15 protein-coding genes are annotated in these 18,639 nt (G+C 38.5%); 6 read left to right on the top strand and 9 right to left on the bottom strand.

Going from position 1 to position 18,639, the window contains the following annotated elements:
* Nucleotides 1–75: 75 nt before the first annotated feature.
* The 4 genes from HDC92_RS06615 to HDC92_RS06600 all read right to left on the bottom strand — a co-directional run bounded on the left by HDC92_RS06615 (nucleotide 76) and on the right by HDC92_RS06600 (nucleotide 6,609).
* Nucleotides 76–1,485: a TolC family protein gene (locus HDC92_RS06615; RefSeq protein ID WP_183873153.1), complete on the bottom strand. Its 1,410-nt coding sequence runs from the start codon at nucleotides 1,483–1,485 to the stop codon at nucleotides 76–78.
* Between the two features lie 24 nt (nucleotides 1,486–1,509).
* Nucleotides 1,510–4,701 (bottom strand): efflux RND transporter permease subunit, encoded by a 3,192-nt coding sequence (locus HDC92_RS06610; protein WP_015808075.1) that lies wholly within the window; start codon nucleotides 4,699–4,701, stop codon nucleotides 1,510–1,512.
* A gap of 24 nt (nucleotides 4,702–4,725) precedes the next feature.
* Entirely contained in the window at nucleotides 4,726–5,859 is a 1,134-nt protein-coding gene (locus tag HDC92_RS06605) for an efflux RND transporter periplasmic adaptor subunit (protein ID WP_143715730.1), read from the bottom strand.
* Between the two features lie 150 nt (nucleotides 5,860–6,009).
* Nucleotides 6,010–6,609 carry a TetR/AcrR family transcriptional regulator gene (locus HDC92_RS06600; protein WP_015808077.1) on the bottom strand — a complete coding sequence of 200 codons (600 nt, stop codon included), beginning with the start codon at nucleotides 6,607–6,609 and terminating at the stop codon, nucleotides 6,010–6,012.
* Between the two features lie 288 nt (nucleotides 6,610–6,897).
* Here HDC92_RS06600 and HDC92_RS06595 point away from each other — a divergent pair, with 288 nt between their 5' ends.
* Complete coding sequence (locus HDC92_RS06595; RefSeq protein ID WP_036674029.1) at nucleotides 6,898–7,938, top strand: LacI family DNA-binding transcriptional regulator; 1,041 nt, start codon at nucleotides 6,898–6,900, stop codon at nucleotides 7,936–7,938.
* A gap of 35 nt (nucleotides 7,939–7,973) precedes the next feature.
* Here HDC92_RS06595 and uxuA read toward each other — a convergent pair whose 3' ends face one another.
* Together uxuA and HDC92_RS06585 are read right to left on the bottom strand one after the other, a co-directional pair.
* On the bottom strand, nucleotides 7,974–9,149 hold the full coding sequence (gene uxuA / locus HDC92_RS06590; protein ID WP_015808079.1) for a mannonate dehydratase: 1,176 nt from the start codon (nucleotides 9,147–9,149) through the stop codon (nucleotides 7,974–7,976).
* 22 nt (nucleotides 9,150–9,171) lie between these two features.
* Nucleotides 9,172–9,993, bottom strand: coding sequence for an SDR family oxidoreductase (locus tag HDC92_RS06585; protein ID WP_183873151.1), 822 nt, complete (start codon nucleotides 9,991–9,993; stop codon nucleotides 9,172–9,174).
* Nucleotides 9,994–10,167: 174 nt separating this feature from the next.
* Between HDC92_RS06585 and HDC92_RS06580 the strand changes: the two genes are divergently transcribed.
* A complete protein-coding gene (locus HDC92_RS06580) occupies nucleotides 10,168–11,163 on the top strand; it encodes a sugar kinase (protein ID WP_015808081.1) in 996 nt (331 codons plus the stop codon).
* A gap of 37 nt (nucleotides 11,164–11,200) precedes the next feature.
* On the top strand, nucleotides 11,201–11,854 hold the full coding sequence (locus HDC92_RS06575; RefSeq protein WP_183873149.1) for a bifunctional 4-hydroxy-2-oxoglutarate aldolase/2-dehydro-3-deoxy-phosphogluconate aldolase: 654 nt from the start codon (nucleotides 11,201–11,203) through the stop codon (nucleotides 11,852–11,854).
* 100 nt (nucleotides 11,855–11,954) lie between these two features.
* Here HDC92_RS06575 and HDC92_RS06570 read toward each other — a convergent pair whose 3' ends face one another.
* The gene (locus tag HDC92_RS06570) at nucleotides 11,955–12,284 is read right to left on the bottom strand and encodes a helix-turn-helix domain-containing protein (RefSeq protein WP_015808083.1); all 330 of its coding nucleotides are present in this window, start codon (nucleotides 12,282–12,284) and stop codon (nucleotides 11,955–11,957) included.
* A 616-nt stretch (nucleotides 12,285–12,900) separates the two neighbouring features.
* Here HDC92_RS06570 and HDC92_RS06565 point away from each other — a divergent pair.
* The 3 genes from HDC92_RS06565 to HDC92_RS06555 all read left to right on the top strand — a co-directional run bounded on the left by HDC92_RS06565 (nucleotide 12,901) and on the right by HDC92_RS06555 (nucleotide 15,538).
* Nucleotides 12,901–13,923, top strand: a complete 1,023-nt coding sequence (locus tag HDC92_RS06565) for a LacI family DNA-binding transcriptional regulator (protein WP_015808085.1) — start codon at nucleotides 12,901–12,903, stop codon at nucleotides 13,921–13,923.
* Nucleotides 13,924–13,999: 76 nt separating this feature from the next.
* On the top strand, nucleotides 14,000–15,058 hold the full coding sequence (locus tag HDC92_RS06560; protein ID WP_015808086.1) for a phosphotransferase enzyme family protein: 1,059 nt from the start codon (nucleotides 14,000–14,002) through the stop codon (nucleotides 15,056–15,058).
* Between the two features lie 36 nt (nucleotides 15,059–15,094).
* Nucleotides 15,095–15,538, top strand: coding sequence for a hypothetical protein (locus HDC92_RS06555; protein WP_183873147.1), 444 nt, complete (start codon nucleotides 15,095–15,097; stop codon nucleotides 15,536–15,538).
* Here HDC92_RS06555 and HDC92_RS06550 read toward each other — a convergent pair.
* Nucleotides 15,535–17,160 carry an NADP-dependent glyceraldehyde-3-phosphate dehydrogenase gene (locus HDC92_RS06550; protein ID WP_183873145.1) on the bottom strand — a complete coding sequence of 542 codons (1,626 nt, stop codon included), beginning with the start codon at nucleotides 17,158–17,160 and terminating at the stop codon, nucleotides 15,535–15,537. The two genes, HDC92_RS06555 and HDC92_RS06550, sit on opposite strands and share 4 nt — an antisense overlap.
* Before the next feature lie 28 nt (nucleotides 17,161–17,188).
* Nucleotides 17,189–18,628: an MFS transporter gene (locus tag HDC92_RS06545; RefSeq protein WP_015808089.1), complete on the bottom strand. Its 1,440-nt coding sequence runs from the start codon at nucleotides 18,626–18,628 to the stop codon at nucleotides 17,189–17,191.
* Nucleotides 18,629–18,639 lie beyond the last annotated feature (11 nt).

Raw genomic sequence — 18,639 nt, 5'->3', positions numbered from 1 at the left:
TATGCATTTCCTCTAACATCACGGTTATTCAATAGTGTAAATTAAATGATACCCCTTATTTAACATTATAAATTGCTATATCCCACCCCCTAAAGACCGGTAAAGTTCTACAGTTGCGCTGAGCTGTGCTGTTTTAATGGCTGCAAGTTCGAGTTCGCTTTGCAGGGAATTACTTTGGGCCGTAATGACTTCAAGATAGGTGGCCATCCCACTTTTAAATAGCATGTTGGCATTTCTAACGGCTTGCTGTAAGGTATTTACCCTATTTCTGGAAATATCGTACTGCAATTTTAATTTTTCTATTTTCACAAGTTCATCAGAAACTTCAGTAACTGCATTAAGGACAGCCTGACGAAACTGAATTACGGTTTTTTCTCTGTCAATTTTAGCGATCTCATACTGTGTTTTCAATTGCCGTCTCTGTAATAGCGGTTGGGTAAGTCCACCTGAAACCATGCCAAATAATGAAGCCGGAACATTAAACCAGTTACTGGCCTTGAAAGAATTTACTCCTCCAGTTGCGGTAATGTTCAATGTTGGATACATACCTGCCTTTGCTACCCCTACTTTGGCATTGGCAATATCCAGAGACAGTTCTGCACTTTTAACATCCGGTCTTTTACTTACCATCGCAGAAGGATATCCGGCAGATGGCTTGTCGGGTATAAATGTTTTGTCCAGACTTGTTTTGCGATCAATTGCTCCGGGGATACGTCCAGTAAGCATGCTCAAGGCATTTTCCTGAATAGTTATGTCCTGTTGAAGCTTAGGGATCAGTTGTGCTGACACAAGTTGCTGTGCCTGCGCTTGCTGTATAGCAAGTGAACTAACCTGTCCGGCATCAAATTGCAACTTTACAATAGTTAATGTGCTATCACTTAAAGCAAGATTCTTCTTGGCAATGCCTATTTGCGCATCCATCATCAATAACCTGTAATATCCCTGAGCAATGCTGGCGATCAATTGGGTTTGTACGGTTTTTCTTGCTTCCTCGGTCTGAAGATAAGTAGCCAAAGCTCCTTGTTTCTGGCTTCTTATTTTTCCCCAGATATCAGCTTCCCATGTTAATCCCAGGCTGGCATTAAAATCCTCAATATGGCTTGTCTTTAAAAACTCACTGGTGCTCAGCCCATTAACACTATTGTTTGAAGGGTTATTTGAACTACCTGTGATCTGCAGGTTCAATTGAGGAAGATTGCCAAGTTTAGCCTGTTTAAGTAACTGGCTGGTTGATTCAATATTCTTTATCGCAATTTGCAGATCGTAATTTCTTATCAAAGCTGTATCAATAAGATTTCTCAGCTCCTTTTCAGGAAAAAAGTCGACGATAGCCTGATTACCTATGCTCAATGAATCTGTGCGCTCTGCATTTCTGAAATGCTCAGGAATGGCTGTTTTAGGAACTGGTATGTCTTTCGATACCTTACATCCCCCAAGTATACTTATAGTGATCAGGATCACTAATATTTTTATATATGCATTCATTTTATGTTTTTGTTATTTAGGCGATTAAGAATATATCATTTCTGAATCAACTTTTACAGCAGGATGTGTTTCATTTTCAGCAACAACAGGTTTTCCAGATACCTTTTCCTGCAGGTGCTGGAAAATCACAAATAATACGGGTATGATAAATAAGCCCAATATTACTCCGGACAGCATACCACCGGCCGCGCCAATACTGATGGAGTGATTACCCTGGGCAGAAGGACCGGTTGCGATACTCATCGGGAACAATCCGAAAACAAAGGCCAGTGAGGTCATGATGATCGGACGAATCCTTAATCTTGCTGCTTCAATAGCAGCGTCTACCAGACCCCGCCCTGCTTTACGCCGCTGTACAGCAAACTCAATGATCAGAATGGCATTTTTAGCGAGGAGTCCGATGAGCATGATCAATGCAACCTGGACATAGATATTATTTTCTATACCTGTTAAGCCCAGGACTACAAATACACCAAAGATACCGGTTGGGATAGACAATATAACGGCTAAAGGCAAGAGATAACTTTCGTACTGTGCTGACAGTAAAAAGTATACAAAAACCAGACACAATATAAATATGACTGTCGATTGTCCACCCGACGAAATTTCCTCTCTGGTTTGTCCGGAGAATTCATAAGCAAAGCCTGATGGCAATTCTTCTTTGGCGGTTTCCTGAATAGCCCTGATGGCATCGCCAGAACTATAACCTGGTTTTGGGATGGCATTTACCTGGATGGAATTAAATAAATTGTAGCGTGATGCAGTTTCTGAACCAAATACCCTGGTTAATTTAACCAATGTATTGATTGGTACCATTTCGCCGGTTTTACTTTTTACGAAAACACGGTCAATAGATGCCGGGTCTGTCCTGTCGGCAATATCAGCCTGAACTACCACCCTGTAATACTTGCCAAAACGGTTAAAATCTGAAGCCTGGGCACTACCAAAATAAGCCTGCATGGTTTGCAGTACATCTTTCACATTTACACCAAGCTGATTGGCTTTATCGTCGTCAACTTCTAATTGTAACTGCGGATAATCTGCTTTAAAGGATGTGAATGCAAAGGCGATTTCTTTCTTGGCCATTAGTTTGCCGATAAAATTATTGGCTATGCCACTAAAATTATCCAGTTTACCCCCTGTTTTATCCTGCAGGACTAAATCCAAAGCTTCTACATTACTAAATCCAGGAACCGTAGGGAAACTAAAGACGAAGAAATTACCACCGGTTAAGGCGCCCAGTTTTCCTCTGATGACATTCTGGATGAGGTTAATGTCTTTAATTTCACCTCTTTCTTTATTTGGTTTCAACAAAACAAAAATTACAGCAGCAGAGGGACTATTTGAATTTGTTAACAAATTGAAACCGGAAATTGCTGTAACAAACCTTGAGGCAGGTAAAGCACTCAGCTCATCCTCTGCCTGTTTAAGCAATTTGGTTGTTCCGTTTAACGATGTTCCGGATGGTGTAGAAACGGCAATGGCTACAAACCCTTGATCTTCTGTTGGTATAAAACCAGATTTGGTATTCCGTACCAGAAATATGGTTGCCAGAACAATGATGAAAAGTCCACCCATACTGACCCATTTATGTTTAATCAGAAACTTTAAGCCGCCTACATACCTGTTGGTCATTGCATTAAAACTACTGTTAAAACCTATATAGAATTTTTGTATAAAAGTCTTTTTAACCTGGGTATGGCCTTCTGCAGTATGGTTACTTTTCAGAAATAAAGCAGCAAGCGCGGGACTTAAGGTTAGGGCATTTACTGCAGATATCACAATGGCAATAGACATAGTGAATGCAAACTGCCTGTAGAAAATACCTGTGGAGCCAGTCATAAAACCTACAGGTAAAAATACTGCGGCCATTACCAGCGTAATCGAGATCAGTGCACCCGTAATTTCACGCATGGCCTCTGTTGTGGCAGCCTTAGCACCAAGGCGTTTCTGTTCCATCTTTGCGTGAACCGCTTCTACCACCACAATGGCATCATCGACCACAATACCGATAGCCAATACCAGGGCGAACAACGTTAGTAAGTTGATGGAGAAACCAAATAGATTCATAAAGAAAAAAGTACCCAAAATAGATACAGGAACCGCGATTGCAGGAATTAATGTTGATCTGAAGTCCTGCAAGAAAATGAACACCACAATAAATACCAATATAAAAGCTTCTATTAAAGTATGTATTACCTGTTCAATGGATTCGTCAAGCGCATTTTTTGTTTTATAAAAGCTATTGTAACTGATGCCGACAGGGAAATCCTTTGCCGCCTTTTCCATTACTTTATCTACAGCAATCTGGATTTCATTGGCATTTGAACCTGCTAACTGGATTATGCCGATTACAATTCCGTCTTTTCCATTTAAATGACTGTTACTGGTATAAGAATAAGCACCCAGTTCGACACGGGCAACATCTCTTAAATGTAAAACAGAACCATCTTCATTGGCACGAATCGCAATATTTTCGTATTCTTCGGGTTTGTTAAGCTTTCCTTTATATTTAATTACATATTCGAATACTTCGTTACTTCTTTCCCCTAATTTACCTGGTGCAGCCTCTATACTTTTATCCTGGATAGCGGCCATTACTTCATTAGGTGTAATTTTATAATTGGCCATTTGAGTTGGATTTAACCAAACCCTCATGGAATAATCCTTAACACCACCAAATATAGCGGCCGAACCTACACCGGGAATCCTCTTAATTTCAGGAATAATATTGATCTGTGCATAGTTGGCTACAAAGGTCTGGTCATATTTTTTGGGATCTTCTGTGTAAACACCAATGGCATTAATGAAACTATTTTGTTGTTTGGTTGTGGTGATCCCCTGTTGTACAACTTCTGAAGGTAGCTGACTGGTAGCCTGTGCCACACGGTTCTGAACGTTTACAGCTGCCTGGTCGGGATCGGTACCTTGTTTAAAATAAACAGTGATGGCTAGTGTTCCGTCATTACTGGCAGTGGAGCTCATATAGCTCATGTTTTCTACTCCGTTGATGGATTCTTCCAGTGATGGCGCAACGGAACGCAACACGGTCTCTGCATTGGCCCCAGGATAAACGGCTGCAACCAGTACTGCCGGAGGAGCGATATCAGGGAATTGCTGTAAAGGCAATTTTGTTAAACCAAGTACTCCCAGAATTACCAATAAAATGGAGATCACTGTAGAGAGTACCGGTCTTTCTATAAATTTTTGGAACATGACTTTAATGTTAAAATTTGCTTGTTATTTTTTTGTTATAGCAACAACCTTATCTGTCGCTTTTTGTGGTGCAATTACAACTCCCTCCTGCAAACGGTCTAATCCACTCAAGACGATCTGGTCGCCGGCTTTTATTCCATCTTTAACCAGATAATTGTTTCCTGCTTTACCAATAATGGTTATGGCTTGTTTTTTTACCTTATTGCTATCTGCAAGTGCAAATACAAATACTTTGTCCTGCACTTCAATTGTGGCCACCTGCGGTACAACTAACGCATTATTGTGTTGAAGGCTCAATCTTATTTTTCCGGTATTTCCAGATCTGAGCAGTCCATCCGGATTTGGAAATTTAGCCCGCACTGTAATGGCCCCTGTTGTTTTATCAAATTGTCCGTCGATCACATCAATTTTTCCTGATCTGGCATATTCAGTATTGTCGGCCAGAATTAACTTTACCGCAGGAAGCTGTTTGATTTTCTCATTCAAAGTCTGCCCCGGATACTGATCTTTGAAATTCACAAAATCTTTCTCCCCTAATGCGAAATATACATGCACATCATGAACATCCGACAAATTTGTCAATGCTTCAGCGTCTGTTGCTGTGACTAAGCTTCCCTGTTTTTTAAGGAGACGGCCAATATATCCGCTCACCGGTGCTTTGATTAAAGTATATCCTAAGTTTATTGATGCTGTGGCCACATTAGCCTTCGCCTGCTCGATGTTTGCTTTAGCAACCTGTGCAGTGGCCTTGGCTGATTTTAGCTGAAACTCTGAGATTACCTTATTCTGAACTAAGGGTGTTAATCGCTCAACCTCGAGCTGGGCATTAATTAATGAAGCTTCTGCAGAATGTTGACTGGCAAGCGCATTATTTAAAGCAGCTCTGTAAGGCTGTTCATTGATTTTAAAAATTGGCTGACCTGAATTTACAAAAGCGCCTTCATCAATATATACTTTTTCAAGTGTACCACTAACCTGTGGCCTGATTTCGACATTGACTGTACCCTCTATGGATGCGGGATAATCCTGGAAAGTAGTTTCTGATCCTGTGGTAATACTTGCCACAGGTAAGGCTGGTGGAGCAGGTGCAGCGGCCTGAGGAGTTTTATCTGCACAGCCCATTAGAAATAGTGCTGCAAGTAATATAGTTGTCTTCATAACGTGTATAGATAATTTAACGGTGTTAAGTTGTGAGGGGTAAAAGAGGTTATTATTCATGATTATTTAGTTTATTTTTAACGTGTATAAGTTATTTAACGATGTTAAGTATTGGTGTCAAAAAAAGGCTTTTATAGTTAAAGCCTTTTATTAATCGTTTATATATTTTATGATTCCTTTGAGTGCATCTCTTAAAATATGTTGGTTCATGGCTTCGTCTCTGCCTTTATTGACCATGTTAATAGAAATTAATCCATGAACAATAGACCAGAAAGTATAATATTTTCTGCAGATTACGCTTTCATCAGGTTCTTCTGCCTTCATCAGGTCTTTAATGGTATCAAAGAACAGGTTATCTAAAAAGTCTATTTCCGGCATTGATTTCTTTTGTTCGCAACAGATCATATCTACCCCGTACATCAACTGATAAAATTCTTTATACTCAAAAGCAAAGTTCCAATATGCTATCCACATGGCTTCCAGTTGGCTGGCAGTTTCTGTGTGCTCGTTTTTAGCGGTTTTAATTTTTTCACCCAGCATGATATAGCCTTGTCGGGTTAACTCCAGCAGTATAGCATCTTTATTAAAAAAGTATTCATAAATAATCGGGGCAGTATATTCTATCTTATCTGCAATCTTTCTCATGCTTAAAGCCTGCCATCCCTCTTCTTTAACGATTTGTAAGGCTGCATCGAGAATATTTGCCCTCGTGTCTTCTTTAAGCCTTTGGATACGTTCTTTACTTCCCATTACATTTAGTTAAGATGTATAAATAATCTAACACCGTTAAGCAAATTTATAAACAGTTATTACAGTCTGTATCATTGCTTTGTCAAGTTATTTATACGGTTCATTTTAATATTAAATAACATTCATTTAATCAGCTTATTAAGATAGTTATTCTCAATTGATAAATCAAATTGGTTTTTTTGTGTTTGTTGGCATATCCTGAAAAAATAACCAAAATAAAATAAAGAAAATTAATCTTATCGCCTTAATAGTTGCAAATTAGCGTTTCTATTTAAAAGAGGAATGAGCATGAACAACAGCGTCACATTAAGAGATATTGCCAAAGCGCTTAATTTATCTATTTCTACAATTTCGAAGGCTTTAAACGATAGTCATGAAATCGGTGCAGAAACTAAGCAAAAGGTTTTAGACTATGCAAAGAAACACCATTACTCGCCCAATAGAATGGCAAAAGGGCTTAAAGAAGGTAAAAGCCGGTCTATTGGTGTTGTGGTCTGCTCTTTAGACAATAACGTTATTTCCCAAATGCTGGATGGGATCCATAAAGCTGCAACGGATAAAGCCTATCAGATCATTATTATGCAAAGTAAGGAATCTGAAAGACTGGAAAGTGCCTGTATAGAATTGCTATATGCGGGAGGTGTAGATGGAATCCTGATTTCTCCGGCATATGAAACTATAAACTTCAGTTACCTTATTGCCCTTCAGGAATCAGGTTTGCCCATCGTGTTATTTGACCGGCTGATTGATCAGGTCAATACCCATAAAGTTGGAGCTGATAACTTTAAAGGTGCTTATGATGCAACGATGCACCTGATCAACAACGGATACAAGAATATTGCTCATTTAAATACGAATACCATATTGAGTATAGCTACCGATCGTTTAAACGGATATAAACAGGCACTTGCAGATAGTGGTATTAAATACAGACCGGAATTATTGCGGTCATGTAATTATACGGATGCAAATAAGTTAAATGAAGATTTGGAGCAGGCTATTAAATATTACATGAGCCTGAAGGATAAACCTGACGCTATATTTACAGCTACGGACCAGATCAGTACCAGGTGTTTGGTCCTGCTCAATAAGCTGGGCTATAAAATTCCCGATGATGTTGCTTTAATTGGCTTTACCAATACTGAGCTTGCTGATGCGATGAACCCCGCTTTAAGTACAGTACATCAGCCAGCTTTCGAGATTGGCCAGCTTGCAGCTGAAAAATTACTGGCCCTGATTGAAAAGAAGGACCTGAATGAAGGCTATGAAACTGTTATGCTGCCGACACAGATTAAGGTGAGGGCATCATCTCAATCTAAAATCAGGTAAAAGCAGAACCCCATATAATGGGGTTCTGCTGTAGCTTAATAATTACCAGTTATACCCAGTTCCAGTCCGCGCAACTCTGCCAATCCGCGCAAACGGCCAATTGCAGAATAGCCAGGATTGGTAACCTTGTTTAAGTCGTCCAGCATCTGATGTCCGTGATCCGGCCTGAAAGGCATTGGTGTAGCTCTTTTTGCATTTTCTGCAACAATTGCTTTCATAATTTCATACATATTCACATCACCACCCAAATGATCAGCTTCATAAAAATTACCCTCTTCATCTTTGGTAACATTGCGAAGGTGAAGAAAGTATACCCTTTCTTTTACGGCTTCAAAAATATCATTTAAATTATTGGACACACCAGCTCCCAGTGAACCTGTGCAATAGCAAATTCCATTAAATGGTTTATCTACGCTTCTAAGAATACTTACCAGGTCTTCTTTTGTACTGGCAATCCGGGGTAGACCAAGAATGGCATAAGGAGGATCATCAGGATGGATGGTCATATTTATACCGGTTTCCTCACATACATCTGCGATTCCATTTAGAAAATAGGCCAGATTTTTTTTCAGTCCTTCTCTGCCAATGGATTTATATTCTTCTATACTGGTACGTAAAGCTTCGAGTTCAATTTCTTTTTCATTAGGTATCCCCATTAATACGTTGATCTTGAGTTCATTCAGTTCGTCAGTATTCATGGTAGCAAAACGATCCTTTGCCCGGCTTCTTATATCCGCTGAATAATCGGCATCAGCACCTTCCCTTTTCAGGATAAAAAGATCAAAAACGGCCAGGTCAAGCCAGTTAAAGTATAAAGCCTTTGAACCGTCGGTCATGGTTAAATCCAGCTGTGTGCGTGTCCAGTCGAGCACAGGCATAAAGTTATAGCATACTGTTTTTATACCGCAAGCTGCTAGGTTTTTTAATGTTGTTTTATAATTTTCGATGTAGTGGTCTGCATTGCTCCTGCGCGTTTTAATTGCTTCATGGACTGGAACACTTTCTACAACTGCCCATTGCAGGCCCGATGCTTCAATAATTGACTTTCTTTCCAGGATGTCTTCCAGCGGCCAGATTTCTCCATGAGGAACATGATGCAGGGCGGTAACAATTCCGGTTGCGCCTGCCTGTTTAACATCCTGTAAGCTTACCGGATCTGATGGCCCATACCAACGCCAGGTTTGTAATAATTTATGTTTTACTGTATTCATTTGTTTATATTATATCTTTAAATTATACCCCACTATAAGCATTAAAGCCACCATCTACCAGGATAGTTTCTCCGTTAACAAAGGCTGACGCATCGCTTAATAAATAGATCAATGTGCCATTTAATTCTTCAGGACTCCCCAAACGACCAAAAGGGGTATGATTTACGAAACGTTGCGCCCTATCTGTAAATGTGCCATCCGGATTGGTTAATAATGAGCGGTTCTGTTCTGTTAAGAATACCCCTGGTGCCAGTGCATTAACCCTTACTTTATCGCCATAACGCTGGGCAAGTTCTACCGCCATCCACTTTGTATACCCTTCTATTGCATTTTTTCCCATTGTATAACCCAAAACACGGGTTAAAGGGCGTTGTGCTGCCAGTGAAGAGATATTCACAATGGATCCTTTGCCTTTTTCTGCGATAACCCTTCCAAACACATGTGTAGGATAAACCGTTCCAAAAAGATTAAGTTCGACAGCTTTTTGGGTGTCGGCCACGTTTATATCAAATATATTCTGATCAGGAGAAATGGTAGCGCCAGGAATATTGCCCCCTGCAGCATTGACAAGTCCGTCAATGGTACCCCATGTATTCAGTATCTGATTTTTTGCCGCAATCAATGCCTCTTCATTTAGCACATCAGTGATTACCGCAATTGCCTCTCCCCCAGCTTCGGTAATGGCCTTTACGCGCGTATTGGCTTTATCTTGATTTCGCCCTAAAATGGCAACTTTTGCACCGGCAGCAGCAACAGCCAGCGCAAATGATTCTCCTAATACACCAGTTGCCCCGGTAATTACGATCACCTTGTTCTCTAATGAAAACAGATCTTTGCTCTTCATATTGTTTATTTAAAACGAGTTAATTAATTCTATCAATGTTAATGAAATTTAATCTCGGAAGGCAATAATAGAAACTAAATATTTACGAAATCGTTTGAAATTTATTAAATAAAATACTTTACTTCTATTTGATAGGGAGAACCTGTATTATTGCAATCTGAAATCATTAAATTTATGCTAAATCAAGAAAACATATTGGTATTCGGGGAATTATTGTTGCGGTTCAGTTCTTCCGAAGATCAATTTATTTCTAAGAACCACACTGTTTCTTTATTCCCCGGAGGATCTGAAGCGAATGTTTCCGCTTCATTGGGGCAATGGAATATTCCTTGTTCTTATGTGAGTTGTGTACCAGATAATGCACTTGCCAATAATGCTTTACAAACTTTGCAGGAATTGGGTGTTGATACGGGCAGAACTGTGCTGCAAGGCAGCAGACTAGGTTTGTATTTTCTACTTTCTGCGAATGGTTTAACCAATGGCGAGGTGGTATACGACAGAAAATATTCTTCATTCAGCAATCTGAAGCCCGGCACCATCGACTGGGATCAGGTTTTGGAAGGCCATACCTGGTTTCACTGGACGGCACTTACCCCTGCTTTAAATGAAAATATGGCTGCTGTTTGTGAAGAAGCGCTGAAAGTTGCAAGAAGAAAAGGATTAAAAATATCCGTAGATCTGAACTACAGGAGCAGGTTGTGGGATTACGGTAAGCAGCCTATTGAGGTAATGCCTGATCTGGTAAAATATTGTGATGTGATTATGGGAAATATATGGGCAGTAAATAAAATGCTTGGCATTCCTGTTGATGAGCACTTAAACCGTCAAACCCCTCCTGAAATATACAAAACACATGCAGATGTTTCTGCTGCCGCTGTATTTAGTAATTTCCCACAGTGCAGACATATTGCTTATACTTTCCGTTTTATGGATAATCCAAAGCACAATTTATTTTATGGTACTTATCATACACCCGATGGTAATTATATTTCTCCGGTACTGGAAACCAATGAGGTATTAGACCGGATCGGCAGTGGTGATGCTTTTATGGCAGGCTTAATTTATGGTTTATCAACCACTAATGACGGGCAGGAAATTATAAATAAAGCAACAGCATCTGGCTATAAGAAGCTTTTTGTAAAAGGGGATTTTGGTGATGGCGCTATTTAAATTGCAAATTGTAACGATAAAATAATCATATATACTGATGAACATTGAAAAAAATCCGTTAAAAGTTATACAGGACTACCCGGTTATCCCGGTTTATTATAACGAAAATGCACAAATCTGCATAGAAGTATTAAAAGCAAGTTATGCTGGTGGTGTGCGCGTGTTTGAATTTACAAACAGAGGGCAAAATGCGCTACAAAATTTTAAAGCTTTATTGGCATATAGAAATGAACATCTGTCGGATATGCAGCTTGGAATAGGAACTATAAAGACTGTAGCACAGGCCGAAGCTTATATAGAACTTGGCGCCGATTTTATTGTAAGTCCTATTGTACGTGCCGACCTTGCCAAAATAAGCGCTGCACACCATATATTGTGGATACCGGGTTGTATGACACCAACAGAGATTAATCTGGCTGAGGAACTTGGAGCGCCGCTTGTTAAGCTTTTTCCGGGAGATACTTTGGGTACTGGCTTTTTAAAAGCTATAAAACCACTTTTTCCTAATCTTAAATTTATGCCAACTGGTGGTGTTGATGTAACTAAAGAAAGCATAGACAGCTGGTTAAACGCTGGCGTAACTGCTTTGGGATTTGGTTCTAAACTATTTCAACAACCGGAAAATGCAAATGACTATAACTGGCTAACAGAACGCTGTCAGTTGTTAATGAGTCTTGTTCATAAAAAATAAGAGTTAAAAAAGAACGCTCACCGGTTTAACTGATGAGCGTTCATTAAATCTTATTTTTATGTTAGTTAATGTTCTGGTCGCTTTAAAAGAAAAGCCAATCTTATTTTTTCTGGTCGTCCCGATCGTAAAGGTCGATCAGTTTACTCTGTAACCTGATTACCGAATTTTCCAGCTGACTGATTTTTTCCTTTAACTGTGAGACTACTTGTTCCTGCTCGCTTACCCCCTCTTCTCCAATATCTAAAAACTCTCTAAGGGTTAAATTGTGAACTTCTGCTATCTGATTTATTCTGCTGAAGTTAGGGTCTGTAATTCCTGTTTCAAGCTTAGAATACGCCGGGATAGATATTTCCAACAGATCAGCCATTGCTTTTTGGTTAACTCCCTTTTTCTGGCGTAAGATTCTAAATTTTTCACCTAAAGTTTTCATAGTCTATAATCTATATCTTTGTGAAGTTTTTTGTATAATAAATTTAAGAATTATTTAATAAAATATTGTAATATTCTTATAATATTATGAAACAAATTATTCAAATCATTTATTGGTAATTAAAATATTATCTTTTGACCCAATAATTTCAGATTTTTAGAAAATATTGGGAGAGAGAAAAATACTATTTTTTATTCTGTCTGAAGATAAATGCTGCCATCATCAATGCGACAGATAAGCCTGAGAGGCCAGGAAAAGAAATAAACAAAAACAATACTCCACAAACTACACCAATTGCAACAATAAAGAGAAAGCCCTGCAGGAAAGTATCCATCTTAAAGGCCGCTATGAATGCAAACAAAATAAAGGCTAATGCTAAAATATTTATAAACATATACAAAGATGCATATTCAATGTTAAGTTAATGTTAACAAGGGTGTATTTTGCAATAATGTGAACAAAAAAACATTGCTTATTTTATTCCTATATTTTCTATAATCTCCATTTTGGCTACAAAAAGCACACAAACGTTTGTTTAATTTTAATTCATTGTTCCAAAACAAAGAGAGAAGCCAGATTTTTATTGAATTGTTAAAGTTTATTCTAATATTTGAATATGATGACTGATAAACCAACAACTATTAAGGAAATAGCTAAAATGCTCAAGGTTTCGGTTTCTACAGTTTCAAGGGCATTAAATGATCATTCAAGTATAGGTTTAACTACAAAAATGAGGGTCAAAAAGCTTGCTGAAGAACTTAATTATGAGCCCAATCAGAAAGCAATACAATTTCTACATGGAAAGTCTTACGTAATTGGTGTGATTTTGCCGGAGTTATCTGAATCATTCTTTTCTGCGGCCATCAGTGGCATTGAAGATATTGCATACAAAAGAAATTATACGGTTTTACTGGCGCAGTCACATGATGATGCGGATCGGGAAAAACTACTTGTGGAAAAAATGAAAACCCAGAGAGTTGACGGTTTACTTGTTTCTGTATCCAAAACAACGAGCACTTATGAACATTTTGATAATTTTAAAAAGTTAAATATCCCTGTTGTTTTTTTTGATCGTGTCCCTCCTGTTAAAGATATACATTATGTGGCTTCTAATCTGGAGACCGGTACTTTTGAAGCAGTGAACTTTCTTTTAAAAAAAGGGCATCGTTCTATTGGAATGATCAATGGACCTCAGACACTTGTGGCAAGTCATGAAAGGAAAGAAGGCTACATAAGGGCAATGCTATCTAACCGTTTAAAATTTGATCCCTCTTTGATGATCAGTTGTGATCTGTCTGAAAAAGGAACTGTTGAGGTAATGGACAGGATGCTGAACCATAAGCGTAAACCCACTGCAATTGTTACTTTTAATGATTACGTTGCCCTGTTCGCTATGCGCTATGTAAAGTCTCTTAACCTTCAGCAAATTGATTTTGTGAGCTATGCAAATCTTCCGATCATTAACTATATGGATTATATACCCATTGCCTCTGTAGAACAGTTTCCTTATAAACAGGGTAAAAAGGCGGCAGATATATTAATTGATCTGATCAATAAACCAAAAAATGAATCGGCAACTGAACAGGCCTACTTCCATATAGTTGTTGAATCTGAATTGGTTTTAAGTAGTAAGCGGTAATTTTGCGCAAACGTTTGCACATCTTATTAGCAACATAAATAATTAAATTTGGGTCAATAATCAATATACTAAACCCATGTTCGAAAATATTCTAAGCCATTATGGCCTTGATTTGAATACGACAAATATTCAGCCATTTGGTGATGGTCTGATCAATCATACCTGGATGGTTGTTACAAATAACAAAAGGTACATTTTGCAAAAAGTAAATAGCGAGGTTTTCAAAAAGCCATCAGATATTGATGAGAATCTTTTACTATTAAAAAAATATTTGCATAAAACACATCCTGAATATTTATTTGTATCACCTTGCAGTACAAAAGATGGAGCTTCTTTGATTAGTAATGAAGCTGGCTATTTTAGGTTATTTCCTTTTATTGAGGGTTCTACTTCACTTAATACATTGAGCAGGAAGGATGAAGCCTTTCAGGCTGCTAAACAATTTGGGATGTTCTCAAAGCTACTGGCCAACTTTGATGCAAAACAACTCAATATTACCATTCCTAATTTTCATAACCTGATATTAAGGTACGATCAATTTACGGAAGCATGTAGACTGGCGCCTAACCCAGAAAGGCTACAGAAAGCAGCCGATGAGATACATTTTATCAATGCCAATGAGGAAATTGTGCATACCTATCGGAAGATTTTACAGAATAAAGCCATTCCTTTAAGAGTAATTCATCATGATACAAAAATTAGTAATGTATTGTTTGATGCCCACAATAAAGGCATATGTGTAATTGACCTGGATACAGTTATGCCAGGTTATTTTATAAGTGATGTTGGAGATATGATGAGGACTTATCTGAGCGAAGCTGGTGAGGAAGAGACGGATTTCAGTAAAATAAGCATCAGGAAAGATTTCTTTAGCGCAATTTACGAGGGATATATGAGTGAAATGAAAGAAGTGCTGACTGATGAGGAGAAGGAATATTTTACCTATTCTGGAAAGTTTATTATTTATATGCAGGCCATTCGATTTTTGGCTGATTACTTACAAAATGATATTTATTATGGGGCAAAATATGAAGATCATAATTTCAACAGGGCAAAGAATCAGATTGTATTGTTAAAAGAATATATTAAAGTTGAAAAAGAACTGATCATTGATACGCTTAAGGTGGATTTTTAATTAAATTTGAGTGTAAATGTTTAATCATCAGGCATTATGTATAAATCTAAATTTAAGCTCGCTCTCCACTGGCTGCTGATTACTTTAGGATTCTACATATTTTGGGTTCTCAGTTACCTTATTTTAACTAAGTTTGCAACATCTGAAGTCAGCAGGTTCCATCACAGTAGGGAAAGTATATGGGACCAGTTGACAGCGGCCGATATTTTCTGGTATATCATGTTTGTTTTTGGAGTTGCATTGGTTACCTATGTAATCAAGCAATGCATAAAATATGCACCAAACAGAAGAATAGCGGCTCTGCTTTATGCATTACTTATTATAGTATCTGTAGGAATGTTAGTAGATAAGCTGATAGAAACAACTACATTTCTATATATTATTCCTCATTTTATTATAAATATTGTTTTTCTTTTTCCAATAGCCCATGCCCTTTTTAAGGCTACTGGAAAAGTCGAAAACGATGTTCAATCAAATTAAAACAAATATTTTGTACTCAGGAAATTGGAACTATTGCTGTCTACAATTTCATTGATCAGGTGTTTGTTACTCTCATTTAATTTAGTAGCCACTAAAGAGCGGATAGAAAACGACCTTAAGGCATCAATTACAGATAAGGTTCCTTCTGCGCTATCTTTCCTGCCTGTAAACGGAAACACATCCGGTCCGCGTTGGCATTGGCAATTGATATTAACTCTGCTTACCTGATTAACCAGCGGATCAATAAGCGCAGCGATTTCTTCATCATCATTGCTAAAAATGCTCACCTGTTGTCCATGTGTAGAATCAATAAGATATTGAATGGTTTCTTCCAGATCATCAAATGGTACAACTGGTATTACAGGTCCAAATTGCTCCTCGGTATACAACTTCATGCGCTTATTTACAGGATAAACAATTGCAGGATATACAAATGATTCACAGCTATCTCCCCCATTGTCGTTCACAATCTTAGCACCCTTAGCTACTGCATCAGCTATACAGTCTTTAAGGTAAGCCGGTTTTTGTGGCTCCGGTAAAGGAGTTAAAGAAACACCTGTTTCCCATGGCATGCCAAATTTAAGTTCAGCGACTGCAGCGGAAAGCTCTTTCAGAAATACGTCGGCCAGGCTTCGGTGTATAAAAACGATCTTAAGGGCAGTACACCTTTGTCCGTTAAAAGACAATGACCCCAATACAGTTTCCTGTACTGCCAGGTTAATATCAGCTTTTGCGGTAATTATTGCGGCATTTTTGGCATCTAAACCAAGGATTGCCCTTAACCTGTTAACTTTAGGATGTAGCTTTTTAAGTTCATTGGCTACCTTGCTTGATCCAATTAATGTTAAAACATTAATCTGACCAGATTTCATGAGATCAGGAATAATTTTATTTCCCCGACCGTATATGGTGTTTACTACTCCTTTTGGAAAACAATCCCTAAATGCTTCCAACAGTGGGTAATGTAACAGCGTACCATGCTTAGGTGGTTTAAACAGCAAGGTATTTCCCATGATCAACGCAGGGATCAGTGTGGTAAAAGTTTCATTTAAGGGATAATTAAATGGCCCCATGCACAATACCACACCTAAGGGTGAACGTCTGATCTGTGCCACAATTCCCTGCTCTATGCTGAATTTAGAAGATTGTCTGTCTAAGTCTTTCAGCGCATCAATTGTAGCATAAATATACTCCACTGTACGGTCAAATTCTTTGACAGAATCGGCATATGATTTACCTATTTCCCACATTAACAATTTGACAACGATGGCCTTCTTTTCAATGATTTTATGGGTAAACTGTTCTACGCAATGGATCCTGTCTGCTACACTCATAGTTGGCCACTCTCCTCTTCCGTTGTTGTATGCTGCTACTGCAGCCTGAAGTGCTTCATCAGCCTCTTTTTCACTACATAAAGGATATGTTCCTATTAACTTTCTTTCCAGTCCCTTTTCTGTTCTAATACAAACAGGAGATAGAACTTCATGTACCTCACCATTCCAGGCGCGCATTTCACCATTACTCAGGTATTCACGCTGGTGTATTTCTTCGGATAATTTAAACGCTTCAGGGATCTGATTTTCTGCTACGAAAATAGAATCGAGCTGATTTTTTGAAAACATTTAGATCGTATTAGATATTATTTAACAATTAGAGGTTGGTAATTGGTCTGTATTTAGGCACCAATGATTTCATGACTGTCCACCCAATTAAATAACAAACGGAGCATATAGAAAATACAATAAAATATCCTGCTTCCTCTCCCTTAAAACCCATGAATACCATTTGAGTCTGACCGGCATGATCGAACAATAAACCTGAGCCCTTGTTAATAAAAAAGGCACCTATACCACCGGCCATACCTCCTATACCTGTAACTGTTGCTATTGCTTTTTTAGGAAACATATCTCCTACAGTTGTGAAGATATTTGCAGACCATGCCTGGTGTGCTGCACCGGCAATACCGATAATAAGTACCGGTATCCAGTAAGTAATCTGCCCCAGGGGTTGTGCCAATAAAGCAAGCAGAGGGAAGAACGCAAAAATTAACATTGCTCTCATTCTGCCCTCGTAAGGGTTCATCCCCTTTTTTTCCACAAAATAAGTAGGCAACCACCCTCCGATGATAGAAAGCAATGTGATCATATAGAGCACAAAAAGTGGTAGTGCACTTTGTGTAGAATCCATTCCATATACTGAGCTCAGATAAGCTGGCGTCCAGAAAAGGAAAAACCACCATACCCCGTCGGTCATGAATTTACCAAAGGCGAATGCCCATGTTTGGTTATGTTTCAAGCAATCAATAAAAGAAGCTTTGGTAGTTGTTTCTTCTACATAGTCGACCAGTTTCCTATCGGAGATCAAGTCTTGCTGTATATATTCCAGTTCAGCTGCATTCACTTTAGGGTGTAATTCAGGTTTATGATAGATAAATACCCAGAAACCCATCCATACAAAGCCTAGTGCTCCTATAATTATAAATGACATTTCCCAGCCCCATTTTGCGGCAATAAAAGGAATGGTAATTGGCGCAGCAAGCGCGCCCACTGTTGCACCTGCATTAAAAATACTGGTAGAAAATGCCCGGTCTTTTTTAGGGAAATATTCGGCTGTAGCTTTAATTGCTGCTGGAAAATTACCAGCTTCACCAACAGCCAGGATAAAACGTGCAAAAATGAACAAAGTAACGCTTACCGTAATGATCATTGCTGTATTATCCACTAAGGCCAGTGATTGTTTTGCACCTTCAAAACCGACCATCCAGTTGCCAGTAATCATACCTGATGTAGCTATTCCACAAAATGCGTGTAAACAGGCACCAATAGACCATATTCCGATAGCCCATAGAAATCCTTTTTTGGTATCAAGCCAGTCTACAAAACGGCCGGCAAATAACATAGAAACTGCATAGAAAATAGAAAAAAGAGCTGTAATGTTACCATAATCATTGTTTGTCCAGTGAAATTCCGGAGCAATAAAATCTTTCCATGTTAAGGAAAGAACCTGCCGGTCCATATAATTAATTGTAGTAGCAAAAAATAACATGGCACAGATTGTCCATCTGTAATTCCCCCTTTTAGTCTCTTTCATTATATTTGGTT

Source organism: Pedobacter sp. AK017, assembly GCF_014200825.1.
In the GTDB taxonomy this organism is placed as follows: Bacteria; Bacteroidota; Bacteroidia; order Sphingobacteriales; family Sphingobacteriaceae; genus Pedobacter; species Pedobacter heparinus.
The sequence above is the reverse complement of the archived record's forward strand: the minus strand, read 5'-3'. Positions and strand labels throughout refer to the sequence as shown.